The sequence below is a fragment of the Nocardia sp. CA-290969 genome (genome assembly GCF_050936135.1).
Classification (GTDB): Bacteria; Actinomycetota; Actinomycetes; order Mycobacteriales; family Mycobacteriaceae; genus Nocardia.
Genome location: NZ_JBNJNJ010000001.1, coordinates 4,300,291 through 4,326,270, shown reverse-complemented (window position 1 = coordinate 4,326,270; position 25,980 = coordinate 4,300,291). Strand labels below are relative to the sequence as shown.

The 25,980-nt window shown below is 69.0% G+C and carries 30 protein-coding genes; 19 read left to right on the top strand and 11 right to left on the bottom strand.

Going from position 1 to position 25,980, the window contains the following annotated elements; genetic code table 11:
* Positions 1-138: 138 nt before the first annotated feature.
* From pheS to ACQEVO_RS19620, 4 genes are all read left to right on the top strand, one after another.
* Positions 139-1,212 (top strand): phenylalanine--tRNA ligase subunit alpha, encoded by a 1,074-nt coding sequence (pheS, locus tag ACQEVO_RS19635; RefSeq protein ID WP_432915281.1) that lies wholly within the window; start codon positions 139-141, stop codon positions 1,210-1,212.
* A gap of 28 nt (positions 1,213-1,240) precedes the next feature.
* Positions 1,241-3,742 carry a phenylalanine--tRNA ligase subunit beta gene (pheT, locus tag ACQEVO_RS19630; RefSeq protein ID WP_432915279.1) on the top strand — a complete coding sequence of 834 codons (2,502 nt, stop codon included), beginning with the start codon at positions 1,241-1,243 and terminating at the stop codon, positions 3,740-3,742.
* 102 nt (positions 3,743-3,844) lie between these two features.
* The gene (locus tag ACQEVO_RS19625) at positions 3,845-4,321 is read left to right on the top strand and encodes a hypothetical protein (protein WP_432915277.1); all 477 of its coding nucleotides are present in this window, start codon (positions 3,845-3,847) and stop codon (positions 4,319-4,321) included.
* Positions 4,322-4,761: 440 nt separating this feature from the next.
* Positions 4,762-5,805 (top strand): hypothetical protein, encoded by a 1,044-nt coding sequence (locus ACQEVO_RS19620; protein WP_432915275.1) that lies wholly within the window; start codon positions 4,762-4,764, stop codon positions 5,803-5,805.
* Positions 5,806-5,856: 51 nt separating this feature from the next.
* Here ACQEVO_RS19620 and ACQEVO_RS19615 read toward each other — a convergent pair whose 3' ends face one another.
* The 4 genes from ACQEVO_RS19615 to mscL all read right to left on the bottom strand — a co-directional run bounded on the left by ACQEVO_RS19615 (position 5,857) and on the right by mscL (position 9,243).
* A complete protein-coding gene (locus ACQEVO_RS19615) occupies positions 5,857-6,549 on the bottom strand; it encodes an ABC transporter permease (protein ID WP_432922838.1) in 693 nt (230 codons plus the stop codon).
* Positions 6,550-6,866: 317 nt separating this feature from the next.
* Complete coding sequence (locus tag ACQEVO_RS19610; protein ID WP_432915273.1) at positions 6,867-7,886, bottom strand: aliphatic sulfonate ABC transporter substrate-binding protein; 1,020 nt, start codon at positions 7,884-7,886, stop codon at positions 6,867-6,869.
* Positions 7,883-8,695 carry an ABC transporter ATP-binding protein gene (locus ACQEVO_RS19605; RefSeq protein ID WP_432915271.1) on the bottom strand — a complete coding sequence of 271 codons (813 nt, stop codon included), beginning with the start codon at positions 8,693-8,695 and terminating at the stop codon, positions 7,883-7,885. Before ACQEVO_RS19605 ends, ACQEVO_RS19610 begins: the two co-directional genes overlap by 4 nt.
* A gap of 77 nt (positions 8,696-8,772) precedes the next feature.
* Positions 8,773-9,243 (bottom strand): large conductance mechanosensitive channel protein MscL, encoded by a 471-nt coding sequence (mscL, locus tag ACQEVO_RS19600; protein ID WP_432915269.1) that lies wholly within the window; start codon positions 9,241-9,243, stop codon positions 8,773-8,775.
* 293 nt (positions 9,244-9,536) lie between these two features.
* Here mscL and ACQEVO_RS19595 point away from each other — a divergent pair, with 293 nt between their 5' ends.
* From ACQEVO_RS19595 to ACQEVO_RS19565, 7 genes are all read left to right on the top strand, one after another.
* On the top strand, positions 9,537-9,842 hold the full coding sequence (locus ACQEVO_RS19595; RefSeq protein ID WP_432922835.1) for a nitroreductase/quinone reductase family protein: 306 nt from the start codon (positions 9,537-9,539) through the stop codon (positions 9,840-9,842).
* Between the two features lie 235 nt (positions 9,843-10,077).
* Positions 10,078-11,259 carry a Cmx/CmrA family chloramphenicol efflux MFS transporter gene (locus ACQEVO_RS19590; protein ID WP_432915267.1) on the top strand — a complete coding sequence of 394 codons (1,182 nt, stop codon included), beginning with the start codon at positions 10,078-10,080 and terminating at the stop codon, positions 11,257-11,259.
* Positions 11,260-11,555: 296 nt separating this feature from the next.
* Complete coding sequence (locus tag ACQEVO_RS19585) at positions 11,556-12,062, top strand: GNAT family N-acetyltransferase (RefSeq protein WP_432922832.1); 507 nt, start codon at positions 11,556-11,558, stop codon at positions 12,060-12,062.
* Between the two features lie 145 nt (positions 12,063-12,207).
* Complete coding sequence (locus tag ACQEVO_RS19580; RefSeq protein ID WP_432915265.1) at positions 12,208-12,870, top strand: hypothetical protein; 663 nt, start codon at positions 12,208-12,210, stop codon at positions 12,868-12,870.
* Between the two features lie 76 nt (positions 12,871-12,946).
* Positions 12,947-13,366 (top strand): VOC family protein, encoded by a 420-nt coding sequence (locus tag ACQEVO_RS19575; protein ID WP_432915263.1) that lies wholly within the window; start codon positions 12,947-12,949, stop codon positions 13,364-13,366.
* Positions 13,367-13,450: 84 nt separating this feature from the next.
* Complete coding sequence (gene ppc, locus ACQEVO_RS19570) at positions 13,451-16,294, top strand: phosphoenolpyruvate carboxylase (RefSeq protein WP_432915261.1); 2,844 nt, start codon at positions 13,451-13,453, stop codon at positions 16,292-16,294.
* A gap of 55 nt (positions 16,295-16,349) precedes the next feature.
* Positions 16,350-16,841, top strand: coding sequence for a pyridoxamine 5'-phosphate oxidase family protein (locus ACQEVO_RS19565; RefSeq protein WP_432915259.1), 492 nt, complete (start codon positions 16,350-16,352; stop codon positions 16,839-16,841).
* Positions 16,842-16,851: 10 nt separating this feature from the next.
* Here ACQEVO_RS19565 and ACQEVO_RS19560 read toward each other — a convergent pair whose 3' ends face one another.
* On the bottom strand, positions 16,852-18,060 hold the full coding sequence (locus ACQEVO_RS19560; protein ID WP_432915257.1) for an FAD-dependent monooxygenase: 1,209 nt from the start codon (positions 18,058-18,060) through the stop codon (positions 16,852-16,854).
* Positions 18,061-18,137: 77 nt separating this feature from the next.
* On the opposite strand from ACQEVO_RS19560, the gene ACQEVO_RS19555 reads away from it, so the two are divergent.
* Complete coding sequence (locus ACQEVO_RS19555; RefSeq protein ID WP_432915255.1) at positions 18,138-18,686, top strand: TetR/AcrR family transcriptional regulator; 549 nt, start codon at positions 18,138-18,140, stop codon at positions 18,684-18,686.
* Between the two features lie 242 nt (positions 18,687-18,928).
* Here the strand turns inward: ACQEVO_RS19555 and ACQEVO_RS19550 are convergent, their stop codons facing one another.
* Both ACQEVO_RS19550 and ACQEVO_RS19545 read right to left on the bottom strand, forming a co-directional pair.
* Entirely contained in the window at positions 18,929-19,255 is a 327-nt protein-coding gene (locus tag ACQEVO_RS19550; RefSeq protein WP_432915253.1) for a hypothetical protein, read from the bottom strand.
* On the bottom strand, positions 19,248-19,394 hold the full coding sequence (locus ACQEVO_RS19545; protein ID WP_432915251.1) for a hypothetical protein: 147 nt from the start codon (positions 19,392-19,394) through the stop codon (positions 19,248-19,250). The genes ACQEVO_RS19550 and ACQEVO_RS19545 overlap by 8 nt, the downstream gene beginning before the upstream one ends.
* Between ACQEVO_RS19545 and ACQEVO_RS19540 the strand changes: the two genes are divergently transcribed.
* The 3 genes from ACQEVO_RS19540 (at position 19,393) to ACQEVO_RS19530 (ending at position 20,816) form a co-directional block, all read left to right on the top strand.
* On the top strand, positions 19,393-19,977 hold the full coding sequence (locus ACQEVO_RS19540; protein ID WP_432915249.1) for a helix-turn-helix domain-containing protein: 585 nt from the start codon (positions 19,393-19,395) through the stop codon (positions 19,975-19,977). The genes ACQEVO_RS19545 and ACQEVO_RS19540 overlap by 2 nt on opposite strands.
* Before the next feature lie 72 nt (positions 19,978-20,049).
* Positions 20,050-20,616 (top strand): DUF5753 domain-containing protein, encoded by a 567-nt coding sequence (locus ACQEVO_RS19535; protein ID WP_432922829.1) that lies wholly within the window; start codon positions 20,050-20,052, stop codon positions 20,614-20,616.
* A complete protein-coding gene (locus tag ACQEVO_RS19530; protein WP_432915247.1) occupies positions 20,613-20,816 on the top strand; it encodes a DUF397 domain-containing protein in 204 nt (67 codons plus the stop codon). Before ACQEVO_RS19535 ends, ACQEVO_RS19530 begins: the two co-directional genes overlap by 4 nt.
* A 123-nt stretch (positions 20,817-20,939) precedes the next feature.
* Here the strand turns inward: ACQEVO_RS19530 and ACQEVO_RS19525 are convergent, their stop codons facing one another.
* Positions 20,940-21,539, bottom strand: coding sequence for a polyketide cyclase (locus tag ACQEVO_RS19525; RefSeq protein ID WP_432915246.1), 600 nt, complete (start codon positions 21,537-21,539; stop codon positions 20,940-20,942).
* Between the two features lie 109 nt (positions 21,540-21,648).
* Between ACQEVO_RS19525 and ACQEVO_RS19520 the strand changes: the two genes are divergently transcribed.
* From ACQEVO_RS19520 to ACQEVO_RS19510, 3 genes are all read left to right on the top strand, one after another.
* Positions 21,649-22,353 carry a GntR family transcriptional regulator gene (locus ACQEVO_RS19520; RefSeq protein ID WP_432915244.1) on the top strand — a complete coding sequence of 235 codons (705 nt, stop codon included), beginning with the start codon at positions 21,649-21,651 and terminating at the stop codon, positions 22,351-22,353.
* A 94-nt stretch (positions 22,354-22,447) separates the two neighbouring features.
* Positions 22,448-22,687: a FitA-like ribbon-helix-helix domain-containing protein gene (locus ACQEVO_RS19515; RefSeq protein WP_432915242.1), complete on the top strand. Its 240-nt coding sequence runs from the start codon at positions 22,448-22,450 to the stop codon at positions 22,685-22,687.
* On the top strand, positions 22,677-23,084 hold the full coding sequence (locus tag ACQEVO_RS19510) for a type II toxin-antitoxin system VapC family toxin (protein WP_432915241.1): 408 nt from the start codon (positions 22,677-22,679) through the stop codon (positions 23,082-23,084). Before ACQEVO_RS19515 ends, ACQEVO_RS19510 begins: the two co-directional genes overlap by 11 nt.
* A 12-nt stretch (positions 23,085-23,096) precedes the next feature.
* Here ACQEVO_RS19510 and ACQEVO_RS19505 read toward each other — a convergent pair whose 3' ends face one another.
* Both ACQEVO_RS19505 and ACQEVO_RS19500 read right to left on the bottom strand, forming a co-directional pair.
* On the bottom strand, positions 23,097-23,420 hold the full coding sequence (locus ACQEVO_RS19505; protein WP_432915239.1) for an AzlD domain-containing protein: 324 nt from the start codon (positions 23,418-23,420) through the stop codon (positions 23,097-23,099).
* Positions 23,417-24,187, bottom strand: coding sequence for an AzlC family ABC transporter permease (locus tag ACQEVO_RS19500; RefSeq protein ID WP_432915237.1), 771 nt, complete (start codon positions 24,185-24,187; stop codon positions 23,417-23,419). The genes ACQEVO_RS19505 and ACQEVO_RS19500 overlap by 4 nt, the downstream gene beginning before the upstream one ends.
* 64 nt (positions 24,188-24,251) lie before the next feature.
* Between ACQEVO_RS19500 and ACQEVO_RS19495 the strand changes: the two genes are divergently transcribed.
* Entirely contained in the window at positions 24,252-24,824 is a 573-nt protein-coding gene (locus ACQEVO_RS19495; protein WP_432915235.1) for a helix-turn-helix domain-containing protein, read from the top strand.
* Between the two features lie 173 nt (positions 24,825-24,997).
* Here the strand turns inward: ACQEVO_RS19495 and ACQEVO_RS19490 are convergent, their stop codons facing one another.
* On the bottom strand, positions 24,998-25,798 hold the full coding sequence (locus tag ACQEVO_RS19490; RefSeq protein ID WP_432922826.1) for a crotonase/enoyl-CoA hydratase family protein: 801 nt from the start codon (positions 25,796-25,798) through the stop codon (positions 24,998-25,000).
* Positions 25,799-25,980: the final 182 nt, after the last annotated feature.

The following is a 25,980-nucleotide window of genomic DNA, read 5'->3' as shown; positions in this document are numbered from 1 at the left end:
GCACTCCGGCAGTGAGCGGCGGGGGATATCGGCGTGAACCGGGCACGGGCCATCGAATACGATTCCACCAGCAGCAATACGGGCGCCGGAGCCTACCGGGGTCCGCTCACAGATGCCTAGGGGAGAGACGAGTAGACCGTGGCCGACGACACCGACGCAGGCGAAGCGACCGGCGGGCAGGAATCCGCGCTCACCGAGGAGGCCCTGGCCGCCGCGGCCGCGGCCGCCGAAAAAGCCTTCGCGGCCGCCGCCGACCTGGACGCCCTCGCCGCCGCCAAATCCGAGCATATGGGTGGTAAATCGCCGATCGCGCTGGCGCAGCGGTCGCTGGGCAGCCTGCCGAAAACGGAGAAGGCCGACGCCGGTAAACGGGTCAATGTCGCGCGGGGACGGGTCTCGCGGGCGTTCGAGGAACGGCAGCAGACGCTGCTCGCCGAACGGGACGCGGCGGTGCTGGTGGCCGAGGCGATCGATGTCACGCTCCCGGCGAACCGGGGGCCGGTCGGCGCCCGGCATCCGATCACGGTCATCTCCGAGCAGGTCGCCGATGTGTTCGTCGCGATGGGCTGGGAGGTCGCCGAGGGCCCCGAAGTGGAGACCGAGCATTTCAACTTCGATGCGCTGAACTTCCTCCCGGATCATCCCGCACGCACCATGCAGGACACCTTCCATATCGCGCCGGCCGGATCGCGGCAGGTGCTGCGCACCCACACCTCGCCGGTACAGGTGCGTTCGATGCTCGAACGCGAGCTGCCGATCTACGTGGTGTGCCCCGGCCGGACCTTCCGTACCGACGAACTGGACGCCACCCATACGCCGGTGTTCTCCCAGGTCGAGGGCCTGGCCATCGACAAGGGCCTGACCATGGCGCATCTGCGCGGCACGCTCGACGCCTTCGCGCGGGCGCTGTTCGGCCCCGACACCACCACCCGGATCCGGCCCAACTACTTCCCGTTCACCGAACCCTCCGCGGAGGTCGACGTCTGGTTCCCGGACAAGAAGGGCGGCGCCGGCTGGGTCGAATGGGGCGGCTGCGGGATGGTCAATCCCAAGGTGCTGATCGCCAGCGGTATCGACCCCGACGAGTACAGCGGTTTCGCGTTCGGGATGGGCCTGGAGCGCACGCTGCAGTTCCGCAACGGCATCCCCGATATGCGCGACATCGTCGAGGGTGATGTGCGGTTCACCCTGCCCTTCGGTATCCGGTCCTGATTCCCGAGCGAGAGAGCGAACACCCACAGTGCGAGTAGCGCAGTCCTGGCTGACCGAAACGATCCGCCGCACCGTCCCGGACTGGGAGGTCACCCCGGAAGAACTCGACGCCGGTTTCGTCCGGGTCGGGCTCGAGGTCGAGGAGGTCGACCGGCTCGAACGTGTGTCGGGTGAGATCGAGCGCCCGCTGGTGGTCGGGCGGGTGGCCGAGATCACCGAACTCACCGAGTTCAAGAAACCCATCCGCTTCTGCAAGGTCGATATCGGGGCGGAGGAACTCCAGGAGATCGTCTGCGGCGCGACCAACTTCGCGGTCGGGGATCTGGTGGTCGTGGTGCTGCCCGGCGGTGTGCTGCCGGGTGGTTTCGCCATCTCGTCGCGTAAGACCTACGGCCATATCTCCAACGGCATGATCTGCTCGGTCGCCGAACTCGGGATCGGCAAGGACCATTCCGGGATCCTCGTGCTGGAACCCGGCACCGCCGAACCCGGTACCGACGCCAACGAACTGCTCGGCCTCGGCGATACCGTCATCGAACTGAACATCACCCCCGACCGCGGGTACTGCTTCTCGGTGCGCGGGCTGGCCCGCGAACTCGCCTGCGGATTCGACCTCGAATACGCCGACCCCGCCGTCCGCACGCTGCCGGAGGGCCCGGAGGCGTGGCCGGTGCGGGTGGACGCGGAATCGCGCTGCACCCGGTTCGGGGTCCGCCGGGTGACCGGGATCGACCCGGACGCGGTGAGCCCGTGGTGGCTGCAGCGGCGGCTGCTGCTGTCGGGGGTGCGGCCGATCTCGCCCGCGGTCGATGTGACCAACTACGTGATGCTCGAACTGGGCCAGCCGCTGCACGCGTTCGACGCCGCGAAGCTCAGCGGCGGGCTGGTGGTGCGGCGGGCGCATGCGGGGGAAACGCTGCGCACGCTCGACGACACCGAACGCGAACTCGACGCCGAGGACGTGGTGATCGCCGACAACACCGGAGTGGTCTCGCTGGCCGGGGTGATGGGCGGCGCGTCCACCGAGGTGGGCGCCGGAACCACCGATGTGGTGCTGGAGGCCGCCACCTGGGATCCGCTGCTCATCTACCGCACCGCGCGCCGGCACAAACTGGTGTCGGAGGCGAGCAAACGCTACGAACGGGTGGTGGACCCGGAGGTCAACCTGGCCGCACTGGATCGCGCCGCGACCCTGCTCGCCGATATCGCCGGCGGCACGGTCGAGCCCACGCTCACCGATATCCGCGTCGCACTCGATCCGGTGGCCCCCATCCGGATGGACATCGATCTGCCCGATCGGGTGGCCGGTGTCCACTACGCGCCCGGGACCTCCGCGCGCCGGCTCACCCAGATCGGCTGCCAGGTGGAGGTCGATGTCGACGAGACCAGCGGGCACGGCCAGCTGGTGGTGACCCCGCCGACCTGGCGGCCCGATCTCGCGCAGCCCGCCGATCTGGTGGAAGAAGTTCTGCGGCTCGAGGGGCTGGAACAGATCCCGCTGGTACTGCCGCAGGCGCCGGCCGGCCGCGGCCTGACCGCGGTGCAGCGCCGCCGCCGCGCCGTGAGCCGGGCGCTGGCGTTCGCCGGGTGTGTCGAGGTGCCGCCGCCGGTGTTCCTGCCCGCGGGGGTCTTCGACACCTGGGGCCTGGAAGCCGACGATCCGCGCCGCACGACCACCCGGGTGCTCAACCCGCTGGATGTCGAACGCGCCGAACTCGCCACCACCCTGCTGCCGGGGCTGCTCGAGGTCGCGGCCCGCAATATCTCGCGCGGCGCCCGTGACCTCGCGCTGTACGGGATCGCCCAGGTGGTACTGCCCGGGCCGGCGACCAAGCCGGTGGCGCCGCTGCCGGTGGACCGCCGCCCGAGTGATTCCGAGATCGGCGAACTGCTCGATTCGCTGCCCGCACAGCCACAGCATGTGGCCCTGGTGCTGACCGGGCGCCGCGAACCGCGCGGCCCGTGGGGCCCGGGCCGGGCGGCCGAGGCCGCCGACGCCTTCGCGCTCGCGGAGGTGATCGCCGAAGCCGCCGGGGTCCGGCTCGAACGCCGGCCCGCGAAGTACCTGCCCTGGCATCCCGGCCGCTGCGCGGAACTGGTGGTCGGCGATACGGTCGTCGGCTATGCGGGCGAACTGCACCCCGGGGTGCTGGAACGGTCCGGGCTGCCGCCGCGCACCTGCGCGCTGGAACTCGACCTGGACGCGCTCCCGCTGACCGAATCCCGGCCGGCGCCGGCCATTTCCCCGTTCCCGGCGGTGCTGCAGGATGTTTCGGTGAGTGTGCCGGCCGAAGTTCCGGCGGCCGCGGTGGAAACGGCGCTGCGGTCCGGTGGCGGCGAACTGCTCGAGGATCTCGCGCTGTTCGACGTCTACGAGGGTGCGCAGGCGGGGGAGGGTCGCAAATCGTTCACCTACGCGCTGCGTTTCCGTGCCGCCGACCGCACCCTCACCGAAGACGAGGCCAGTGCGGCGCGCGATGCCGCGGTGGCGGCCGCCGCGGAGGCGGTGGGCGCCGTGATCCGCTCCTGAGCGCACTCGGCGTATTCGCTCCGGCGTGCGCTGGGCTACGGCCACGGGCAACAGAGTTCCGGTCCGTCCGAACGGGCGGGCCGGAAGTCGTAGGCTGGTCGCATGAGTGAACCGAACGCAGGCGATCCGGGCGCGCTCGCCGCGCGGTTGGCGGCCCTGCCCGACGAACAGCTCCTGGCCGTGCTGGTCGTCGCCACGGCGGGCCGGGAGAAACTGGGCCCCTTGTACGACGTCGCGACCAGGCTGCTGTCGGAGACCGGCCAGGCCGTACCGGGGTCCGCCGGCACTGTGCCCTCGGGTCTACAACCCGCCGGCGGGGTCGGATCGTCACACTCCGGTGGTGTCGGCGCCGGAGCCGGTGGCTCGGCTTCCGGTTACACCGGCGGCGGTATGCCGACCTTCGAGTCCATGCGCGAGAAGGTCGAGCGCCGGATCGGGACCGCGTTCGGTACCCGCGAACTCGATCGGCAGACCCCGGCCGGGCGCGGCGTCGAGGAACAGTGGGAGGCGCGCGAACAAGCGGCGCGGGAACGCCTGGAACAGATCCGGACCTCACTGCACGACGGAGACAACCGTTAGGCCGTGACTCGGCGACGGTCCGGCCGATCGAGCTTGCCCCGAAGTTTCCGGCGGCGATCGCCGCGGGTCCGTTCACTGCCGCCGACCGCGGCGTGGCCGCCACCGCTCCGGTGTGATACTGCCCACGGAACAGCCGCGGCGCTATCGCGGCATCGTGTGATTCGGGTGTATCAGCAGGTCGGGCAGGTTGTGTCGCCGGCGATCCCGAGGGCCTGGGCGTCCACGCCCGCACGGTACCGATCCGTCTCAGACAAGTATGTCGCCGGTGCCCCGGTCCGGTATAGGGTCGTCACGCCCGATCGCCCGTGCGGCCGGTGATCGATCGATGATCTCGGTCCGCAGCGGGCCGGTACCCGTGGAAAAGGAGAATTCGTGAGGCGATACCTCCGCCGACGCTCCGGCCTCCGCGGACCGCACGACCCCGCTCCAGAGGAGAACTCGTGACCGAGACTGCCGACGTGACCGCCCGCGTTCTTGCCGACCGGCTCCTCGACGCCCAGGTGCGGTGGCTGCTCGATGAGGTGAGCGGGGACCGGTTCGCCGAAGCCGTCGCCCGCGATGTGGCGGCCGTACTCGATGTGGCGGCCACTGTGCCCGCCGGCGAGGTGGTGGAGGTGGAGCAGCTCGAAACCACCGTGGCCACCGTGGTCGACAAGGTCGGCGGGAGCGCCGTGCTCGCCGAGATGACCGGGGTGTTCGCCGACGCGATCTACGACAGTATCGCCGCCAACGAGGACCACACGCTGGGTGAGCTGGTCGAACGCGAACCGGTCGAGGCGCTGCTGCAGAAGATCGTCGCGATGCACCAGACCCAGGAGCGAGTCCTGGAACGGCTCACCGACAGCCCGCTCGTGGCCACGGTCGCCTCCAAGTTCGTGGACAAACTGGTCGGCGATTTCGTGGAGGCCAACCGGCAGCGCGCGGAGAAGATCCCCGGGATGGGGACGCTCATGTCGATCGGCCAATCCGCCGCCGACCGGGCGCGCAAGGTCGCCGAGAGCAACTCCATCCTGGGCGATATCGCGGGGAAGGGCGCCATGTACGCGCTCAAACGCACCAACAACGCCATCCGCGAGATGTTGCGCGATGCCCCCGTCCACGACGCCACCATGGAATTCTGGGATCTGCACGCCGACGAACCGATCAGCGGCCTGCGCGAATACCTCACCAAACAGGACCTCAACGAACTGGTCCGGCTCTGCTACCGGATCGCGGTGACCACCCGGGAGAAGGAGTACTTCGGCCTGCTGGTCGACGAATGCGTGCAGGTGTTCCACGAGAAGTATCGCGACCACACCCTGGCCGACGTGCTCGGTGAACTGGGCCTGACCGGCGCGGATATCGTCACCGAGATCCTGCGCTACGGCCCGGCCGTAGTCGAGGCCGCCAAACGCGACGGTGTGCTCGAGCGGCTGATCCGGGAACGCCTGGAACCGTTCTACTACTCCGACGAGGTCCTGAAAATCCTCACGCCGGCGGGCTGAGGGCCGGTCGCGCGTTGCCTGTGCTTGTCGCGGCTCCCGGCGGTGCGGTGCTCACCGTCGGGCTACGACCGCGCGTTCCACCGCGCCGAAAGCGATATCGCTGAGCTTCCCGAGCCCGGCGAGCAGCACGATGGCCAGCAGCATGATGTCGGTGCGCCCGGTGTTCTGGCTGTCGATGAGCAGGAAGCCGAGACCTTTCGAGGACGCGATGAGTTCGGCCGCCACCAGGAACAGCCAGCCGTTGACCAGCCCCAGCCGTAAACCGTTGAGAACGGACGGGGCGGCGGCGGGCAGCATGATCCGGGTCAGCAGAGCGGTCCCGCGCAGGCCGTAGGCGCGGCCCACCTCGAGCAGGTGCGGATCCACCTGGGCCAGTGCCGACGCGGTGGTGGTGTAGATCGGGAAGAACGCGCCGATCGCGACCAGCACGATTTTCGGCTGCTCCCCGATCCCGAGCCACAACAACAGCAGCGGCACCCAGGCCAGCGACGGTACCGTGCGCAGCACTTCCACGGTCGGTGCGAGCAGGCGGCGGGCGAGATCGGACAGGCCGATCAGTGCCCCGAGCGCCAGTGCCGCGGCGGCGCCGACGAGGTAGCCGATTACTTCCCGCTGCACGCTGATGGCCAGGTGGTTCCACAGCGCACCGTCGGCGAACAGGTCCCCGGCCGCCGAAACGACCTCCGCCGGTGGCGGAAGCTGGGACGGGGAGTACAGGCCCGCGGCCGTCACTGCTTGCCACAACCCGAGCAGTGCGAGCGGGACGATGAGGCCGAGCCCGATCCGCCGCCATGTCCCCCCGATCGCCGGGGCAGCCGTTGTGCCGCCGGGCACGTCCCGAACCCGATCGGCGCCGGGCCGGGGCGGGGCCGATCGGTCCGGGTCCGAAGCCACGATGTCCAGGACAGGATCCGCCGCACTCCGGCTGCGGGCGGCGACGTCTCGGTCCGTGGCCGTCGCGTATCGAGCTGTGGCCCTGGCGTCTTGATTCGGGGCGGGGGTTTTTTCGACCGGAGCCGGGGTGGTGGCTTGCGCCGGGTTCGTGTTCGGCTGTGTCGCGCTCACACGGTCGCCTTGGTGGCGAACTGTGGTTCGAACAGCGATTCCAGTGCCGCGGTGGCGTCCTGCGCCGACCGCACGCTGCCGTCGGCGACGATGATCGGCACCACCCGGGCGAGGACCGCGTGCAGTTCCGGGCCCGGCACCGGCTCGTTGTCGAGCACAGTGCGTTCCACTTGTTCGGCGGCGATCTCCGGGGTGATGCCCGCCTCCCGGGCCAGCAGCGCGGCCAGTTCCGCCGGATGCGCGAGCGCCCAGACCCGGGCCTGCTCATAGGCATCGACCACGGCCTGTGCCCGGTCGGGGTGTTCGGCGAGGAAATCCTCGCGGGCGTTGAGTGTGCCGTAGGTGTTGAACTCGGGATTGCGGTAGAGCAGGCGTGATTTCCCCTCTTGCCGGCTCTGCGCCATGTACGGGTCGAGCCCCGCCCACGCCGCCACCGACCCGCGTTCCAGCGCGGTTTTCCCGTCCGAGTGCTGGATATTGACGATATCGACGTCCTTGCCGGTGAGTCCGGCGGTGCCGAGGGCCTGCAGCAGGAAGAAATAGGGATCGGTGCCCTTGGTGGCGGCGATCTTCTGTCCCCGTAACTGCGCTACCGACCCGACCGGCGAATCCTGCGGAACGACCAGCGCCGCCCACTCCGGTTTGCTGTACAGCGAGACGACCTTGATCGGGGTGTTGTTGGCGCGCGCCATCAGCGCCGCCGAGCCGGCGGTCGACCCGATATCGATGGCCTCGGCGCGCAGATTCTCGTTCGCCTTGTTACTGCCCGCGGACAGGATCCAGGTCACGCTGTGGCCGGCGTTCTCCAGGAGTTTCCGATCGCGGACCACCAGGCTGAGCGGGTTGTAGTAGGCGTAGTCCAGCCGGATATCCGCCCCGGCCGCATCGCCGGCACCCTCACCCTGGACACAGCCCGAGGTCAGGGTGGCGACAGTGGCGAGGACCGCCGGCAGAGCCGTCCCGAATCTCCTGGAAGCCGGCCCACCGGGCCGTGAACGCAACGGGCGCAATCTCATCGGACGGTCTCCTTCACGAGACGATCGGCGGCGGCGGTGGCCGCGCCGGGCTCGGGGACGCCGAGCCGGTCGAGCAGGGTGGCACGCAGCGTGCCGAGCGCCGGGCCGGTACGGTCCCGTGGCCGGGATCCGGGCACCTCGTACACCGCCCCGATCGCGGAGCCGGCCGCGGGCCCGGATTCGAGGAGAACGATTCGGTCGGCGAGCATCAGCGCTTCGTCGATATCGTGGGTGACCAGCACGACCGTGGTGGCCATTTCGCGATGGACCTCGATCAGCAGGTTCTGCATCTTCAGCCGGTTGAGGGCATCGAGCGCCGCGAAGGGTTCGTCGAGCAGCAGCACCCCGGGCCGGCGTACGAGCGCCCGGGCCAGCGCCGCGCGCTGCGCCATCCCGCCCGAGACCCGGCGGGGCCGGTAGCCGGCATATCCGGTGAGTCCGACGACGTCGAGCAGTTCACGTACCGCGCGCGCCCCGGCAGAACGCCCCGTACCGGCGGGCAACCCCAGCGCCACATTGCCGGCGAGATCGCGCCACGGCAGCAGCCGCGGTTCCTGGAACACCACCGCGCACCGCGGATCCACCCCGGTCACCGGCCGGTCGTCGATGGTCACCGACCCGGCCGAGGGCAGATCGAGGCCGGCGAGCAGCCGCAGCAGCGTCGATTTCCCGGAGCCCGAGGCGCCGAGGAGCGCGACGATCTCCCCGGGCGCGATATCGAGATCGATATCGCGCAGTACCGTGGCCGCGGTGAAACTGCGGCGAACCCCGCGCACGGTGAGTGCCGCGGGGTGCGGGGTCGAGGTCACCCGCGGAAAATACGTGCGGTATCCAGCGGGGGACAGGGTTTTACGACACGTGATCCGAACTCACGACCCCGGTCCTCCTAGGCCGAGGGCGAGGACACCCGCTCGGAGTCCTTCTGTGCCGAACCGTTGTCGCGGGCGCCGTTGCGGTCCCCGACCGCGCGCTCGGCCAGCAGGTCGCGGATCTCGATCAGCAGTTCGATATCGGTCGGTACCGGCTTCTCCGTCCCGGCGCCCTTACGCGCCAGATACCGCTTCTGCACGGTTTTCATCGGCAGGATGAGCGCGAAGTACAGTACCGCCGCGACCATCACGAAATTGATCACGGCACTGATGATCGGCCCCAGCGCGATGAACGTCGCGGGTTTACCGGCGATCAGGGTCACACCGAACCCGAGCTGGCCACTGCCGCCCAGAACGGCCAGCAACGGTTCCAGCACACCCTTGGTCACCGAGCTGACGATCGCGGTGAACGCGGTACCCATCACCACGGCGACGGCGAGGTCGACGACGTTGCCGCGCATCAGAAAGTCTTTGAAACCCTTGAGCATCCACTCAACTCCGTATCGAACGCTGCTGTGTTCACCGCCGGCCGGTTCCCGCCCGGCGGTTGCGGCCGGGGGTCCGGCGCCATACGGCAGGTGATGGTGACAGCCCAGCACACGCCGCGCAAACCGGAGCGATAACGCGTGCACCAGGCCGCCGGTCCGCGCCGCCGGCCGGCCGCGGCGCCGCCCGAAAACCAGTAGGGTCGGACCTGTTGTGCGCATCGTCGCATTCGACCAGGAGGATTTCCGTGGCATCGACACTGGTGGGCCGCGCGGTCCAGGGTTTCAACACCGGGATGGTCGCCCTCATGGGCGTGCCGGTTCTCGGACCACTGCTGGGTAAGGGATTCGTGGAGATCGAGTACGTGGGCCGGCGCTCGGGTCAGGTCTTCCGTACGCCGGTCAACTACATGAAGAAGGGTGATGAGTACGTCATCGGGGTCGCCATGCCCGATAAGAAATCGTGGTGGCGCAACTTCCTCGGCGAGGGCAGCCCGATCCTGCTGCATTTCCGCGACGAACAGGTGCGTGGGCACGCGACGGCGCGTCGCGACGAGAAGGGCCGGGTGACCGTCCGCGTCCGGCCCGACGCTCTCGGCTGACCCGGCGGGCGGCACGGGCGAAAACGATATGCGGGACACCCGGCGCATGCGGTAGCGTGCCCGGCATGTCGAGCCCAGAGGCATCCAGAGTGGGGCTGCCGGTCACCCCCGTCAGCCCCTGAACCCGCATTCTCCCGCGGTGCCGTCCTGACGGCATCGCCCACCGAAACCCTCCGGGTCGCTGACCGGGGTGGCGAGACGTTCTGTCCTGTCTCTCCCACCTCGGAGTTGTTCGATGCCCCCTGCGCTCTATCTCTTGGCCCTGGCCGTTTTCGCCATGGGCACCTCGGAATTCATGCTGGCCGGGCTGGTCCCCGATATCGCCGCCGAGCTCGGCGTGGAAATCGCGAGTACCGGCCTGCTGACCTCCGCCTTCGCCATCGGGATGGTGGTCGGCGCACCCGTGATGGCCGCGCTCGCCCGGAATCGGCCGGTGCGGGCGAGCCTGCTGGGGTTCCTCGCCGTATTCCTGGCCGCGCATATCGCCGGCGCCGTTACCGGCAGCTTCGCTGTCCTGGTCGCCACCCGGGTGGTGGCCGCGCTCGCGAACGCCGGGTTCCTCGCCGTCGCCCTGTCCGCCGCGACCTCGCTCGTACCGGCCGGGCAGCGCGGCCGCGCACTGGCGGTGCTGCTCTCCGGCACCACGATCGCCACCATCGCCGGCGTACCGGGCGGTGCGCTGCTCGGGGCGGTTTTCGGCTGGCGCGTCACCTTCTGGGCGGTCGCGCTGGTCTGCCTGCCCGCCGCGGTCGGTGTGCTCGCCGGTTTCCCGGCGCGGCGGCATGATCCGGGTACTCCGGGTCCGGATCTCGCCGCCGAACTCGCTCTCCTCGCGCGGCCGCGGCTGATCGCCGTCATGCTGCTCGCTGCGCTGGTGAACGCCGCCACCTTCGGCGCCTTCACCTTTCTCGCACCGCTGGTGACCGGTAGGGCCGGATTGGGTGAGTTGTGGGTGCCGGTGGTGTTGGTGCTCTTCGGCGCCGGGTCTTTCGCCGGCGTGACGGTTGCCGGGCGGCTGTCCGATACGCGCCCCGGGGGCGTCGTCGCAGTGGCCGGACCGCTGTTGTGCGCGGGCTGGTTCGCGACGGCGGCGGCCGCCGGCCGGCCGGTGATCCTGCTCGTCCTCGTGTTCGTTCAGGGCGCGCTGTCGTTCGCCGTGGGCAGTACCTTGATCACCCGGGTGCTGTACGAGTCCGCGGGCGCGCCGGCCATGGGTGGGTCCTATGCGACGGCGGCGCTCAATATCGGCGCCGTGGTGGGACCCGTCGTCGCGGGCGTAGCCCTGGGTTCCGGCCTCGGGTCGCTCGGTCCGGCGGTGAGCAGCGGTGTGCTCGTGGCAGCCGCACTGCTGCTGGCCGCCGGGTGCCGTTCCGTCCTGGTCGGCGGTTCCCGCCCGCCGGTACCCGCGGTTCTGTAGCCGGAGTCCGGGCCGGCCGCCGGGAACGACTGTCCGGCGGCCGGTTCGGGGCTTCCCCGGCGCGCTCCGGTTGCCACCGGGTGAACCGGCGGTGGTGTAAACGCGACGTAACGGTGTCCAGAGTTTCGTGACACTCGACTCGAACCGGTGTTTCCGCAGGTCCGGTCGGATAAGCTCGGACGACCATCCGGAGTGGCCGTGGTGGTGTGGCGCAGCGGCCAGGGGTGATGGAGGTACGGCGCGTGAGAACACTTTCGGCTATCGATCGGCGTGCGCGAGAACCGCATATCCACCATATGCGGCCCGATCATCCGCTGGCGGCGGCGCTGCTCGCGGAACTCGCGATCGAATACAGCATCAGATACGGCGGCACCGCCGGTGCGATACACCGGCGGATGCGCGACCGGCCGGCCACCGATTTCCTGGCCCCGCACGGTGCTCTGGTGGTGCTGATGGAACACGGAGAGCTGGTGGCGGGCGGCGCGTTTCGCCGTGTCGACGCCGGCACGGCCGAGCTGAAAAGACTGTGGACGGCCCGCGAACATCGCCGTCGCGGCCTGGCGACCCAGGTGCTCGCGGAATTGGAAGCGGGAATGGTCCGGCTGGGCTACCGGCGCGCGTTCGCCACGGTCGGCGACCGGCAGCCCGAAGCGCGCGGGCTCTACCCGGCGGCGGGCTACGCCGAGGTGAGCGAGATCGGGGGGCGATACCGCTTCGAGAAGATCCTCGGGAGTGTGGCGGGACGGCCGCGCGAGTTCGTCGGCGCCGCCGTCGATATCGGCCCGCAGTCACGTCCGGCATAGCGCAACCTCGCACCCGCGCCCGCGCCTGCTGCCTGTGTCTGCCACCGGAGGTCCGGAACCGGATCGGTCGCAGTAGGGTGGGCCGCGGCCGGCGAATCAGTGGGCCGGAAAGGGGCGCGGGGTGCCGGCTTCGATACTTTTCGCAGTGCTCGCCGCCGCGGAGCTGGCGCTGGTCGTGTGGTGTGCGCTGCGGTACCGACGGACCGGTGACCGGATCCTGGTCGTGCCGGCCGTGGTGTGCGTGGCCCTGGTCTACGACAACGCGGTGCTGGCGGCCGGTCGCTGGATCGGCGTAGGCGCCACCCTGGAGACTTTGTCGGCCTTCCGGTTCTGGGCGCATATCGTGCTCACACCCCTGTTGATGCCGTGGGCGTGGGCCGTGGCCGGCCGGGCGGGTGTTGTCTGGGTGCGCCGGCCGGGTCCGCGGGCCGTGGTCTACGGCGTGACACTGGGCGTGATCGCGCTGGGAGTGTTCGGTGAACTCGTCCGGCTGACCCTGCGACCGGCCGAATGGTCCGGGACGCTCCGCTATACGACCGCGCATTCGTCCCTCGCGGGCTTGTTACCGCCGGTGGTCACTGTCGTGGTGGTGCTGGTGGCCGCGGTCGCAGTGTGGCGGGTCTGTGGCTATCGGTTGTGGACGGTGACGACCGTGACGATGACGGTGGTTTCCGCCGCGATGCCGCCGATGTTGCTGACCAACACCGCCGAACTCGTTTTCGTAGCGGGAATCGTCGCGACCGCGATATGGCTGACGGGCCGGGTGCCCGCGACCTCACGGTCGGACGAGGTGGCCGGCGAGCGATGAATTCCGGCCGCGCGGGGCGTCCGACCTGATGCCGGTGGCGCGGACATCGGCACACCGGAAATTACGGAGGAGAGCTATGAGTACAGGAAAAGATCTCGCGCTGTCGCACGTCGCCCTGCTGGTGGGCGATCAGCAGGCCGCGCTCGAGTTCTACCGGGATGTGGTCGGCCTCGAGGTGCGGGCCGATATCCCGCTCGGCCCGGTGCGCTGGGTGACCGTGGGCCCGGCCGGGCAGCCGGGTATCGAGTTCCTGCTGGAGGCGCCGTCGATGGTGCCCGACCCGGAACAGCAGGCCGAAGCGCAGCGGCGGCTCGCCGCCGGCGCGCACGGAACGCTCATCTTCACCACCGATTCGGTGGATGCGACCTTCGCCCGCCTGCGGGACGCCGAGGTCACGGTGACCCAGGAACCGGCCGATCAGCCGTACGGTGTGCGCGACTGCGGTTTCGCCGACCCGTGGGGAAATTTCCTGCGGTTCTCCCAGCCCCTGGGCTGAATCGGGCCCGGTCGGCTACGGGTTCGGCCGGGCCGTGTGCGTCGTCACAGCCGTGGACGGCCCGGCCGACCATACTGTCTGACCATGGGTGATGCGCAGAACGGCAGTGGAAACGACGCGACCCGGCCGCTCCGCGAGGATATCCGCTTCCTCGGTGGCGTACTCGGTGACACGATTCGCGATCACGAGGGGGCGGAGGTTTTCGACCTCGTCGAGAAGGTGCGGGTCGAAGCGTTCCGGGTGCGCCGGGAGGAGGTGCGGCGCAGCGCGGTCGCCGACATGCTTGCCGGGGTGGATATCGCGGTGGCCTTGCCGCTGATCCGGGCGTTCAGCTATTTCGTCCTGCTGGCGAATCTGGCCGAGGACATCCAGCGCGACCGCCGCCGCGCCGCGCACGAGGCCGCCGGGGAGGCGCCGCAGGATTCCTCACTGGCCGCCACCTACCGGAAACTGGACGCGGCGGGTATCGAGGGTGAACGGGTGGCGGAACTGCTCGCCGATGCCCTGGTGTCGCCGGTGATCACCGCCCACCCCACCGAAACCCGCCGGCGGACGGTATTCGACACCCAGGCCCGGATCACCGATCTGATGCGGCAGCGGCTGCGTGCACCGGCCGCGGAACAGCCCCGGCTCGACCGGGAGATCCGCCGCCAGGTACTCACGCTGTGGCGGACGGCGCTGATCCGGTTGTCCCGGTTGCGGATCCAGGACGAAATCGCGGTCGGACTGCGGTATTACGAGCTGACGCTGCTCGATGTGATCCCGGCGATCAACGCCGATGTGCGTGCGGCGCTGTGGTCGCGCTGGCCCGGGCAGCAACTGTTGCCGAAACCGATCCTGCGTACCGGGTCGTGGATCGGGGGCGACCGGGACGGCAACCCATACGTCACCGCCGAGGTGGTGCGGACAGCCGCCGCTCAGGCCGCGGGGGTCGCGTTCGGGCGGTATCTGCGTGATCTGGTGCACCTGGAGAAGACGCTCGCGCTGTCGGCGCGGCTGGTCCCGGTGACCCCGGCGCTGCGAGCGCTGTCCGAGGCGGGATACCCGGATCCGGATACCCACGCCGACGAACCGTATCGCCGGGCCGTCTACGGGATCCGGGCGCGGCTCACGGTGACCGCGCGCAACGCGCTGCGTGCGGTGGGCGCAGGCGATACCGACGCCGCGGCGACCCTGCCGGACTCGGTGGCCGCGCTCGACAGTCCGCTGCGCGACTTCACCGGCCGGGGTGCCGTGGTGTCCGGTGTGCGCCCCTATGCGTCCCCGCAGGAACTGCTCGACGATCTGGACGCCGTCGACGCCTCGCTGCGCGCGAGCGGTGACGGTCTGCTCGCCGACGATCAGCTCGCGGTCCTGCGGCATACCGTCGAGACCTTCGGATTCCACCTGCAGGGCCTGGATATGCGGCAGAACTCGGAAACCCACGAACAGGTCGTGGCCGAACTGCTGGCCTGGGCCGGTGTGCACGCGGACTATACGAGCCTGCCCGAAGCCGACCGGGTGGACCTGCTCACCCGGGAACTGCGGATCCGCCGCCCGCTGCTGGGCCCGCACGCACGGCTGAGCGACCTCGCCGAGAAGGAACTGGGCATCATCCGGGCCGCGGCCGAGGTGGTGGCGGCGCTGGGTCCGGACGCGATCCCCAACTACATCATCTCCATGTGCACCTCGGTCAGTGACCTGCTGGAGGCGGCACTGCTGCTGAAAGAAGGCGGTCTGCTCGATCCCGGCGAGCCCGGCGGCGCCCCGTCCTGCCCGGCCGGGATCGTGCCGCTGTTCGAAACCATCGAGGATCTCGCGGCCGGGGCGGCCACGCTGGGCGCGGCCCTGGAAGTTCCCGAGTTCCGGGAGCTGGTGGCCGCGCGCGGGATGCGTCAGGAAGTGATGCTCGGCTATTCCGACTCGAACAAGGACGGCGGATACCTGGCCGCCAACTGGGCGCTCTACCGCGCGGAACTGGAGTTGGTGGAACTGGCCCGCGAACAGGGGATCCGGCTGCGGCTCTTCCACGGTCGCGGTGGCACCGTGGGCCGCGGCGGCGGACGCAGTTACGACGCCATCCTGGCCCAGCCCGCGGGTGCGGTGCGCGGTTCGTTGCGGCTCACCGAACAGGGCGAAATCATCGCCGCGAAATACGCCGAACCGGGTTCTGCGTACCGGAATCTGGAATCGCTCATCGCGGGCACACTCGAATCGACACTGCTCGATGTCGAGGGCTTGGGGCCGGACGCCGAATCCGCGTACGCGCTCATGGACGATCTGGCGGCCCGGGCCCGCGCCGCCTACGCGCGGCTGGTGCACGACACTCCCGGTTTCGTCGAGTACTTCCGGCAGTCGACCCCGGTCGCCGAGGTGGGTGACCTCAATATCGGTAGCCGCCCCGCCTCCCGGAAACCCACGAAATCCGTGGCCGATCTGCGCGCCATTCCCTGGGTGATGTCCTGGAGCCAGGCCCGGGTGATGCTGCCCGGGTGGTACGGCACCGGCACCGCGCTCGAGGAATGGGTGGACGGCGATCCCGACCGGCTCGCGCGGCTGTCGGACCTGTACCGGCGCTGGCCGTTCTTCCGCACCGTACTGTCGAACCTGGCGCAGGTCATGGCCAAGAGCGATCTCGCCATCGCGGCCCGCTACGCCGAACTCGTCGACGACAGCGAGCTGCGCGAGCGGATCTTCGGCATGATCGAGCGTGAGCACGCCCGTACGGTGGCCATGCACGCCGCCGTCACCGGCAACGATCATCTCCTCGCCGACAACCCGTCGCTCGCCGAATCCATCCACAACCGGTTCCCGTATCTGGAGCCGCTGAACCAGATGCAGGTCGAACTGCTGCGCCGGCTGCGCGCCGGGGACGATTCCGAACTGGTCAAACGCGGCATCCTGCTCACCATGAACGGTCTCGCGACCGCGTTGCGCAACTCGGGCTGATCCGGGCGGCCCGTCGCGACCTGCAATGTCACAGTGGCGTCGTACCGTCGGCGTTATGACGACATGGAGCGAATTCACCACGGAAGCGCCACATATCAGTGAGGTTTTCCGCCGCCGCCATCTCGCGACGGGCAACCTGTGCATGCTCGCCACCCTGCGTTCGGACGGCTATCCCCGGATCAGCCCGGTCGAGCCGATGATCTTCGAGCAGAAACTCGTGATCGCCGGTATGCCGGGCACCACCAAATTCCGCGACCTCCTGCGCGATCCGCGGTTCTGCTTGCACACCGCGACCGTCGACACCATGGTCACCGACGGCGACGCGAAACTCTTCGGCGTCGTGGTCGACGACCCGGATACCGCCCTGCACGCCCGGTTCGCCGAATTCCTGTACGAGGACAGCGGAATGGATCTGCGCGGTCAGCGCTTCGACCATTTCTTCGTCGCCGATCTCACCTCGGCGTCCTCGGTGGAGGTCGGCGACGACCTGCTGAAGATCACCATCTGGAAACCGGGCGAGGGGGAGCGGGTGGTCGAGAAGCAGTAGCCCGTGGTGGCTACTTCGCTACTCGATCGGGCACGGCGAAATCGGAGAGTGTCGCGCTCGCGCCGCCGGACATGAGCCGCTTGCTGATCGAGGCCGGGAGGTGGGGGAGTACGCGCAGGGCCGTATCGCTGAAGAGCAGGTGCGCGCGTGATCGCGGGATACCCCGGCGCAGCACGCCCGGTGCCACGGCACGGCACCGGCGGACGTAGTCCCCGAGCTGCTCTTCGTACGCGCGGAAGGCGGCTTCGTGCGCGCCGCTGCTCTCCGCGAGGGCGCCGGCCAGCACGTAGGCGCCGACAACGGCCAAGGTGGTACCGCCGCCGACCGCCGGCCCGGGACAGTATCCGGCGTCGCCGACCAGCGACACCCGGCCGCGAGACCACGAGTCCAGGTGGATCTGGCTGATCGAGTCGAGATAGAAGTCGTCGGCACGATCCATCTCGTCCAGCAGGCGCGGGATTTCCCAGCCCTCGCTGCGGTACTCCGCCCGGAGCAGCCGACGCTGGGCGTCGATATCGCGGTGGTCGTAGTCCACCGCGCCGGGGCGGCGGAACAGGAACACGGCGCGCGCCTCGCCGGTCCGCGCGACCGGGTACATCGCGGCGATCCGGTCGACCGCGTTGTACAGCACCGTATGCGTCGACAGATTCCGGTAATTGGGTAGCGTGCCGACAGCAAGGTAGGCGCCGAGGTGGTGCTCGAGTTCGTCTTCCGGGCCGAACACCAGCCGCCGGACAGTGGAGTGCAGGCCGTCGGCGCCGATGACGAGATCGAACCGGCCGGTGCGGCCACTGTCGAAGGTCACCTCGACGCCTGCGCCGTCCTCGGTGAGCGTCGCGATCGAATCGCCGAAGCGGTAGTCGACGCGGTCGGCGGTGGCATCGAGCAGGATCGCGGCCAGGTCGCCGCGCATGATCTCGAGGTGGCGGTCGTCGCCGAAAGCCGCCGAGATATCACGCAGATCGATCTCGACGGCGGATCCGCTCGCTTTTTCGTATCGCAGCGCCGAAGTCTCCACACTCGCCGCCCGCAGCCGGGGCAGCAGTGCCATCCGGTCCATCACCGCACCGGCCGGGGCGAAGAGGTCCACCGCGTGACCGCCCAGCCCCAGCCTGGGGCGCGGGGTGCGTTCCACCACTACGGGGGTGAATCCGTAGCGGTCCAGCCAGTATGCGAGGACCGGTCCGGCGATGCTCGCGCCCGAGATCAAGATGTTCACGATGCCACCTCGTTCGTTTACCTATCGGTCGGTAAACGAGTTTACTTACCGGACGGTCAACGCGCTAGACTCGGGCGATGCCCAGACCGCGCTCCACCGAGACCCGCGAGCGAATCCAGGCCGCCGCGCTGGAACTGTTCACCACCCGCGGTATCCGGGAGACCAGCCTGCGCCAGATCGCCGAGGCGGTCGAACTGACGAAACCCGCGCTGTACTACCACTTCTCCTCGCGTGAAGACCTGCTGCGCAGTCTCGTACAGCCGCTGGCGGACGATATCGAGGCGATGATCGCCGCGGACGAGGCGCGGCCCGGTGACGAGCCGATGGACGCCCGCGAGGTCCTGACCCGCTACTTCGATATCTCCTACGCCCACCGTGCCGTGACCGCCCTGCTGCTCCGCGACGCCGCACCCCTCGGTGAACTGGGTTTCCTGCGGCAGGTGGTGGACTGGCGCCGGCGCCTCACCGCGTTGCTGGTGGGGCCGGACGCCGGTGTCGCGGAGCAGGCGCGGGCAATCGTCGCCCTGGGCGGGCTGGGTGACTGCCTGGTCCTGCTGGCCGATACACCGGTCGGCGAACTCCGCCCGGCGGCGGTCGACGCGGCCTGCGCGGCGCTCGGCGTCTGACCCGGACGGCCGCCCGCCGCCGAACCGCGCGGGACTTGTCCGTCTATTCGCCGGTTTCCCGAGCGGTCGGCGGCATGAGCGCATATCCGGCTTCCGGCGTGCCGATTACTCCCGGAGATACCGGAGAAGACGGTCGAGCGCGGAAGGTGTGCGGTGCTCTCCCGCGTCCCTCTCGATCCACCGGGCGAGGAGAACCGTGTACCCGATCGACCCCAGTAACCCGAAGATCACCACGCCCAGTGCTACGTGTCCCCACCACACGGGATGTCCTCTCGGCGCCAGCGGTATCCGCGTGGATAGATCCGCATGGGGGTGATGAGCGCGGCGTTGTCGGTGATGATGTGGCGGATATCGTCGGCGTGCTCGAACCCCGGAACCACCACCGCCCGGGCATCGAACTCGGCGGCGTACCGTGCCAGCGCGTGGGCGGCGACGAATGCCCGGGCATTCGTCTCGACCGTGTACACCAGCCGGCAGCCGTTGCGCGCGGCGAGCTCGTAAAGGTCGATACCCGGAGCCGGGATATTCAACCGGACCAAGCCGATCGCCGCCGGGGCGCGGTCACGCACGATCGCCCTCCTCGGCCCACCGTCGCATGGCAGCGAGGAACAGTTCCAGCTGGGCGAGCGTGGGTAACGCCCACGCGGTGGGCACCCGATGGCTCGAATCTCCCCGGACCCGTACCGGCAATGGCTCTGCTGCACACATGATGAATCCCCGCTCCTGGCATAGTTTTTGGCGAGCACCCGGTGCAGGGTCCGGCAAATGGTGTCAGTGTGCGGTAGCGCTGTCCGCTGACTGTGTTGTGACAGACCACCAGCTTTCGGCACTCCTGGCGTCGAACTGGTGTCCTCGACTGCGATTCGAGGTGGCCTGCACCGGGCGCTCCCTCAGTAGAGCCCTCCCGCAATGGATTTGGAAGCGCTATCGTGGAATAACCGCGGGGGAGTTCACGAACTTTCTCGAGGCAATCTTCATCGGGGGAGCCTTCGCCCGTGGGGGCTTCCATATTCCATCCATCCGGTTAACGAAGGTAATGAATATGGCTTCTGGATCGACACTTCCTCGAAGAGCTCTGGGCCGCCAACTTCGGAAGCTGCGCGAGAGAGCGGAATTGACGCAAGCCGCCGCGGCCCGGGTCGCCGAGGTATCGCCCCAGTCCTACGGGCGCATGGAGGATGGGCGCCCCACCAAGGTCACCGACCTGGCACTCAACGCGCTCGCGAACACCTACGAAGCCACCGACACCGAGCGGCAGCTACTTCTCGGGTTGTCTCGCGAGATCAGGTAGGCCAGTACTTCCGGATCGGCATGGTGGCGTGGGTACGCCGACGACGCTGTTGCGAAAGATTTCGACCATTACCTGTCACTGGAGGAGGCCGCGAACTGGGTGACATCGTGGCAAACTGCGGTTGTGCCGGGTCTGCTTCAGACCAGGGAATACCGCCGAGCGCTGACATGGGCCATGATGCCGGACCGATCGCCCGATGAAGTGGAATGGATGCTGGATGTGGTCGTCAGGCGACAGGATTTACTGAACCGGCCCGGCTTCCGATTCGAAGCGCTGCTGACAGAGGCTGTCCTGAGCTATGGCGTCGGCGGGCCGGGGGTAATGGCCGGTCAGGTTGCTCAACTCCTGGAGCGTTCGGAGCAAGATGGAATCGAGATCCGGGTCGTCCCATTCGCGCAGGATCGGCCGGTAGGGCTGAATGCCGGTAGCTTCGTCTTGTTCTCGTTCCCGCCGCTGCCGACGTCCAGGCTCCAGGAACCTCCCGTGGCCTACATGGAGGGCCTGTCCGGCGGCCTGTACGTGGAGCGTGCGGCTGAGGTCGAAAAATTCTCCGATGAGGCAGGACGAATCCGCAATGTAGCGTTGTCCGCGTCGGCATCCCGAGACTTGATGCTGCGATATGCGAAGGAGCACAGATGATGGACCTGACCGGCGCAAAGTGGTTCAAGAGTACGCGCAGCGGCGGCAACCGGGACTGCGTTGAGGCCGCCCACCTCGGCGAGGGCTTCGTCGGCGTGCGGGACAGCAAGAACCCCACCGGTCCGGCGCTCATCTTCACTCCCGGCGAGTGGGATGCGTTTCTGGCCAGCACCAAGGGCGGCGATTTCGATCGCGCCTGATCGCGTACGCCATAACCGCCCCGCCGACCGAATCGGCGGGGCGGTTCCGTTTGTGCGACCGATCATCTGGCGCTTCCCGCGCCACACCATCTTGTTGAACGATGCGTTGTATGCGGTTGTCCCTCAGCCGGCGGACCTCCGGCGGACGGTTCGCTCGAGGATGCCGAGGGTCGCTTTGAGGGCGGACTCGGGAATCACCGGAAAGGTGACCCGCGCCTTCCACTCGGCGTCGGCGGCCGACCAGTCGTAATAGGACGTGACGAGAGTGCCTGCCTCCGCCGGGTGGAGCCGGTAGCCGTAGATATGGCCGAATTGCTGTCCCCGGGCTTCGACGGTCCAGGCGATTTCCTCGTCCGGGATCAGTGCGGTGATGACGACCTCGACGTCGTATTTACCCAGCGGGACGTCGCCGAGGGCTTCCCGGTCCATATGCACCACGAACCGGTCGCCCGGCCGCTCGACCCGTTCGCCTTCGGCGTCGAGGAGCATTCCCGACGCGTCGATATCGACATGCCCTTGCGGATCGGTCAGGACCGCGAAAACGGCGCCGGCGGGCGCGGGAATGAGGCGGGACACTTCGAGCCGTTCGGTGGCACCGGCCCCGCCGGGTGTCTCCGTCGCGCTGCGGTCTCCGGGTTGCCCGGGTGCGCCAGGGGTAGCGGTATCGCTCTGCTCGGTTCGGGAATCGTCGGGGAGCTGGGTGGAGGGAGTATCGGTGTTCATTGTCTCGTTCCTGTTCGGTGCCCGATGCGATCGAGGCCGTGAAGTGCGGCGGCAGAATCGACGATATCAGTAATAATCGATTATTGGTCGAATAGTCTATGATGATCGCATGATCGGGACGGCCCGGGACTCGGTATCGACCGGCAAGCAAATGCTTTCCGAGCAGGTGTACGCACGGCTGCGGAATGCGATCATGCGCGGTGACTTCGCCCCTGACGACCCGCTCAAACCACAGGATCTCGCCGGGCAGCAGGGCGTGAGCCTCGCCATCGTCCGGGAAGCCCTCGTGCGGCTGGTCGGCGAAGGGCTCGCAGTCCGGCTACCCAACCGCGGCTTCGCGGTACCGGCTTTCTCCGACCGCCGCTGGCAGGAGATCGCGGAGGCGCGCCGGACGATCGAACCGGCCCTGCTGCGGATGTCGATCGAACGCGGCGACGTCGAATGGGAGACGCGCGTGCGGGCCGCCTGTCACCGGCTGGTTCGTACACCGGCGTTCGTGCCGGGGGAAGGCGAGTACTACAGCGAGGAATGGGCCGAGGCGCACCGGATTTTCCATCGCACCCTGCTGGAAGGCAGTCGGAACACGGTCCTGCTGGACGTCTTCGACCGCTTGTGGACCGCGAGCGAACTCGCCCGCCGCTGGTCGGCGCCCCGCTCGCCCGGCCGGGATTATGTGGCGGAGCACCAGGAGCTGGAGGCGGCGGTGCTGGCTCGCGACGGCGCTGCCGCGGCCGAGATCTTGACCCGGCATCTGACTCTGACCGCGGCGGCACTGACCGGGCACCCCGCCCGCGAAACAGCGCGGGAAGTCTGAGGCACGGGCGTGTTCGATCACGACCTGTCGTTGGAGGGCTGTTCGACCCACTGGCAGCGCTGGTTTGCATACTGTAATGCGCTAGAATAGCGCTATGGCTACGATTCAGATCCGCGATGTACCGGACGAAGACGCGGCGATTCTGCGCCGGAGGGCCGAAGCGGCCGGGATGTCATTGCAGGCGTACATGCGGCGGGAACTGATCGCCTCGGCGCGCCGGCGCACCAAGGCCGAGGCGATGGCCGCCATCCGGGCCGCGCTCGACGACGATCCGCGGTCCGGAGCGGATGCCGAGTCGATCGTGAGTGAACTGCGGGCCGTCCGTGGTGAATGACGAATATGTCGTCGACGCCTCGGCAGCGGCTACCGTGTTGTTGCGCAAAGACGCGGTGGGAGCGGCGGTCGGCCGATTGTTCGAAACCGCGCTGTGTCACGCCCCCCATCTGATCGACGCCGAGGTCGGGCACGTGCTCCGGCGCCATGAGCGACGAGGCATGATCGATGATGCGGCCGCCGCCATCGGCCTGCGAATGCTCGGTACTCTCGTCGATCACCGATATTCGCATCATGGGTGGTTGGCCTCCGAGGCATGGGCGTTGCGCCACACCATCACGTTTTACGATGCGTTGTATGTGGCGCTGGCGCAGCGGTTGGACATACCACTGTTGACCTGCGACGAAAAATTGAGCAAGGCCCCCGGCCTGCCTTGCCGGATCGAACTCGTCGTCTGACGCCCGTACCGATCAGGGGACTCCCACCAGGCGCAGCGTGGCGGTGGTCGCGGCGGCGGCCGCCAGCGCGAGCGGGAGCGGAATCCGGCGGTAGAGCAGGGCGCAGGCAAGCAGTACTCCGGCCGGGCGCGCGAAACCGGCGAGGGTCGATCCCTCGGTGAGCGCGGTGGTCACGGCCAAAGCGGCGAGGACGGTGACGGAGACTGTTTCGAGCGCGGCGGTGACCCGTGGTGACGGGGGAATCCGTGCGCCCAGTAGGGGGCCCGCGAGCCGGAATACGAATGTGCCTGCCGCCAGGGCGAATACGGCAGTGCACACGAGCGCGGTGTTGTTCATCGGTCCCGGCTCGCCGAGATCGAGGCGAGGGATGTCGCCGCGGCCAGCAGGACCGGCAACCCACTGGGCAGGAACGGCGTGGTGACGAGGGCGGTGGCGGAGCCGGCGAGTGCTGCGCGCCGCACCGCCGGCCTGCGCAGGGCGGGCAGGATCAATGCCAGCAGGACGGTAGGGAACACGGCGTCGAGGCCGAGCGTATCCGGGTCGGGGGCAAGGGTGCCGAGGGCTGTGCCGAGCAGGGTTCCGGCCGGCCAGCTGACGAGAATTCCGAGGCCGCAGAGCAGATAGGCGGCGCGCCCGGCCGCCGGTGTCGGCTGGGTCAGCGCGAGCGCCGCGGTTTCGTCGTTGAGCAGATGTGCCCGGGCTGCGGTACGCAACCAGGCCATCGTCCGGAAACGCCACTCGGCGCACCGGGTTTCCGGCTGCCCGGCGGCGGTCGCGGGATGCAGTGGGGCGGCGGTCCGGCACTGTTCGCCGCCGGTGACCACTTGCGGGATGGACAGCCCGTACGAGAGGTGGCGGGCGTTCACCAGCAATCCGGCGGCGAGCGCGGCGAGCGGGCTGCCCCCGGCGGCGAGGATGCCGAGGAAGAGGAATTCCGAACCCGCCGCCAGGACGAGCAGGCTCAGCGCGAGGGGCAGCCACAACGGGAACCCGGCACTCGCGGCCATGGCGCCGTAGGAGAGCCCGACCGTGCCGACCGCCGCGCAGAGCAGGGCGACGGCGGAGCGGGTCTCTCGGCCTGTTGTTCGCCATATCGAACGCATGCCTACGATAGTGAACAACACGGTAGCCGTTCGTCAAACCGAACAACCGACTATTGGAGCGAACATGACCGAGCGTGCGCACGCTTCCGCGCCGGGGCCGCAGGCGGCGATCTCCGCCGCGTTGCGCCGGGAGCGCAACCGGGCGGGACTTTCCCTGACCGAGGTCGCGCGGCGCGCGGGCGTCGCCAAATCCACCCTCTCGCAACTGGAATCCGGCACCGGCAACCCGAGCCTGGAAACCCTGTGGGCATTGTGTGTGGCGCTGGATGTGCCCTTCTCCCGGCTCCTGGACCCACCGCGGCCGCAGGTCCGGGTGATCCGCGCGGGCGAAGGCCCGGCCGTGCATTCCGGCCAGGCGGACTACCGCGCGACCCTGCTCGCGGCGAGCCCACCGGGCGCCCGGCGCGATATCTATCAGGTCGCCGCGGAGCCGGGCCATCGCCGCGAATCACAGCCGCATATGCCCGGGGTGGTCGAGCATGTACTGCTCGGGTCGGGCCGGGCGCTGGTCGGCACCGCCGAGCACGCGGAGGAACTCGCAGCGGGCGACTACATCATGTATCCCGCCGACGTATCCCATATCTTCGAAGCACTGGAGCCGGGAACCACGGCAGCGCTGATCCTGGACTACACCTGAGGCCACCGGCCCGCATGCGCGGGCCCGAGCCCGGGATTCGGGTTACGGCGAACAGCTACGCACCGTGGGTGAACCGAACGGCCGCCGCCCCACGGGTGAGGGCACGCCCGGCGTTGGGTTATCAGGCAATCGGCCCGAGCGCAGCATGACCCTGCCGGCATCGCGGGTGACCGTCAGTCGCCGGTGAACTCGGGTGGGCGTCGTTCCAGCATGGCCGCGACGGCCTCGTGATGGTCGGTGGTGTGGTGGGTGATCGCCTGCATGGCGGCGGAGAGTTCGAGCAGGGTTTCCAGGCTCTGGTGCTGGCCCTCGCGCAGCAGGCGTTTGGTCATGCGGAGGGCATGCGGGGGGTTCACCGCGATCTCGCCGGCCAGCCGGTGCGCGGTGTCGAGGAGTTGATCGGGTTCGACGACCTCGTTGACCATGCCCCAATCGAGGGCGGTCGCGGCGTCGATGGTGGCGCCGGTGAAGGCCAGCTGGCTGGCGCGGGCCATGCCGACCGCGCGGGGTAGCAGCCAGGCGCCGCCGTCACCCGGGATCAGGCCGAGGCGGACGAAGCTTTCGGCGAAGGTCGCGGTGGTCGCGGCGATCCGCATATCGCACATGAGCGCGAGATCGCAGCCGGCGCCTACCGCCGGGCCGTTCACCGCGGCAATGGTCGGGATCTCGCAGTGGTACAACGCTTTCGGAATGCGCTGGATCCCGTGCCGATAGCCTTGGCGCAGCTCGGCGGGGGTGCCGCCGAACATCCCCGCCTTGTCGCGCATGTGCTTGACATTGCCGCCGGCGCTGAACGCCGTACCCGCGCCGGTCAGGATCGCGACCCTCAGGGTGTGGTCCCGGTTGGCCTCGCCCACCGCGGCTTCCAGGGCCTCGATGGTCGCTTCGTCGGAGATCGGATTGCGCTGGTCGGGGTTGTCGATGGTCCAGACGACGATATCGCCGGTGCGCTCCACGCGCAGGGGTGCGGTCACGGTTGCTCCTCGGGCCACGATGCTGCGGTTGTCCCCGGCAACAATGCCCGATCGGTGCCGCCGGTGCCGGGCCGGTTCCGTTGTTCGTGCCGGGGTCCGGTCGGCGGTGGGGAACGTCAGGTCCGCCCCGGCCGGTGGCCGGGTGCCGGTGGACCGGCGACGCTCGTGGTGGTGGGTGAGCC

What these genes read in the sequence shown, in the direction of transcription:
- ACQEVO_RS19625 (WP_432915277.1), top strand. Translation starts at nt 3,845, where the DNA reads ATGAGTGAACCGAACGCAGGCGATCCGGGCGCGCTCGCCGCGCGGTTG.
- ACQEVO_RS19610 (WP_432915273.1), bottom strand. Translation starts at nt 7,886, where the DNA reads ATGAGATTGCGCCCGTTGCGTTCACGGCCCGGTGGGCCGGCTTCCAGG.
- mscL (WP_432915269.1), bottom strand. Translation starts at nt 9,243, where the DNA reads ATGCTCAAGGGTTTCAAAGACTTTCTGATGCGCGGCAACGTCGTCGAC.
- ACQEVO_RS19595 (WP_432922835.1), top strand. Translation starts at nt 9,537, where the DNA reads ATGGTCGCCCTCATGGGCGTGCCGGTTCTCGGACCACTGCTGGGTAAG.
- ACQEVO_RS19590 (WP_432915267.1), top strand. Translation starts at nt 10,078, where the DNA reads ATGCCCCCTGCGCTCTATCTCTTGGCCCTGGCCGTTTTCGCCATGGGC.
- ACQEVO_RS19585 (WP_432922832.1), top strand. Translation starts at nt 11,556, where the DNA reads ATGCGGCCCGATCATCCGCTGGCGGCGGCGCTGCTCGCGGAACTCGCG.
- ACQEVO_RS19575 (WP_432915263.1), top strand. Translation starts at nt 12,947, where the DNA reads ATGAGTACAGGAAAAGATCTCGCGCTGTCGCACGTCGCCCTGCTGGTG.
- ppc (WP_432915261.1), top strand. Translation starts at nt 13,451, where the DNA reads ATGGGTGATGCGCAGAACGGCAGTGGAAACGACGCGACCCGGCCGCTC.
- ACQEVO_RS19565 (WP_432915259.1), top strand. Translation starts at nt 16,350, where the DNA reads ATGACGACATGGAGCGAATTCACCACGGAAGCGCCACATATCAGTGAG.
- ACQEVO_RS19555 (WP_432915255.1), top strand. Translation starts at nt 18,138, where the DNA reads ATGCCCAGACCGCGCTCCACCGAGACCCGCGAGCGAATCCAGGCCGCC.
- ACQEVO_RS19540 (WP_432915249.1), top strand. Translation starts at nt 19,393, where the DNA reads ATGATGAATCCCCGCTCCTGGCATAGTTTTTGGCGAGCACCCGGTGCA.
- ACQEVO_RS19545 (WP_432915251.1), bottom strand. Translation starts at nt 19,394, where the DNA reads ATGTGTGCAGCAGAGCCATTGCCGGTACGGGTCCGGGGAGATTCGAGC.
- ACQEVO_RS19530 (WP_432915247.1), top strand. Translation starts at nt 20,613, where the DNA reads ATGATGGACCTGACCGGCGCAAAGTGGTTCAAGAGTACGCGCAGCGGC.
- ACQEVO_RS19525 (WP_432915246.1), bottom strand. Translation starts at nt 21,539, where the DNA reads ATGAACACCGATACTCCCTCCACCCAGCTCCCCGACGATTCCCGAACC.
- ACQEVO_RS19520 (WP_432915244.1), top strand. Translation starts at nt 21,649, where the DNA reads ATGATCGGGACGGCCCGGGACTCGGTATCGACCGGCAAGCAAATGCTT.
- ACQEVO_RS19515 (WP_432915242.1), top strand. Translation starts at nt 22,448, where the DNA reads ATGGCTACGATTCAGATCCGCGATGTACCGGACGAAGACGCGGCGATT.
- ACQEVO_RS19505 (WP_432915239.1), bottom strand. Translation starts at nt 23,420, where the DNA reads ATGAACAACACCGCGCTCGTGTGCACTGCCGTATTCGCCCTGGCGGCA.
- ACQEVO_RS19500 (WP_432915237.1), bottom strand. Translation starts at nt 24,187, where the DNA reads ATGCGTTCGATATGGCGAACAACAGGCCGAGAGACCCGCTCCGCCGTC.
- ACQEVO_RS19495 (WP_432915235.1), top strand. Translation starts at nt 24,252, where the DNA reads ATGACCGAGCGTGCGCACGCTTCCGCGCCGGGGCCGCAGGCGGCGATC.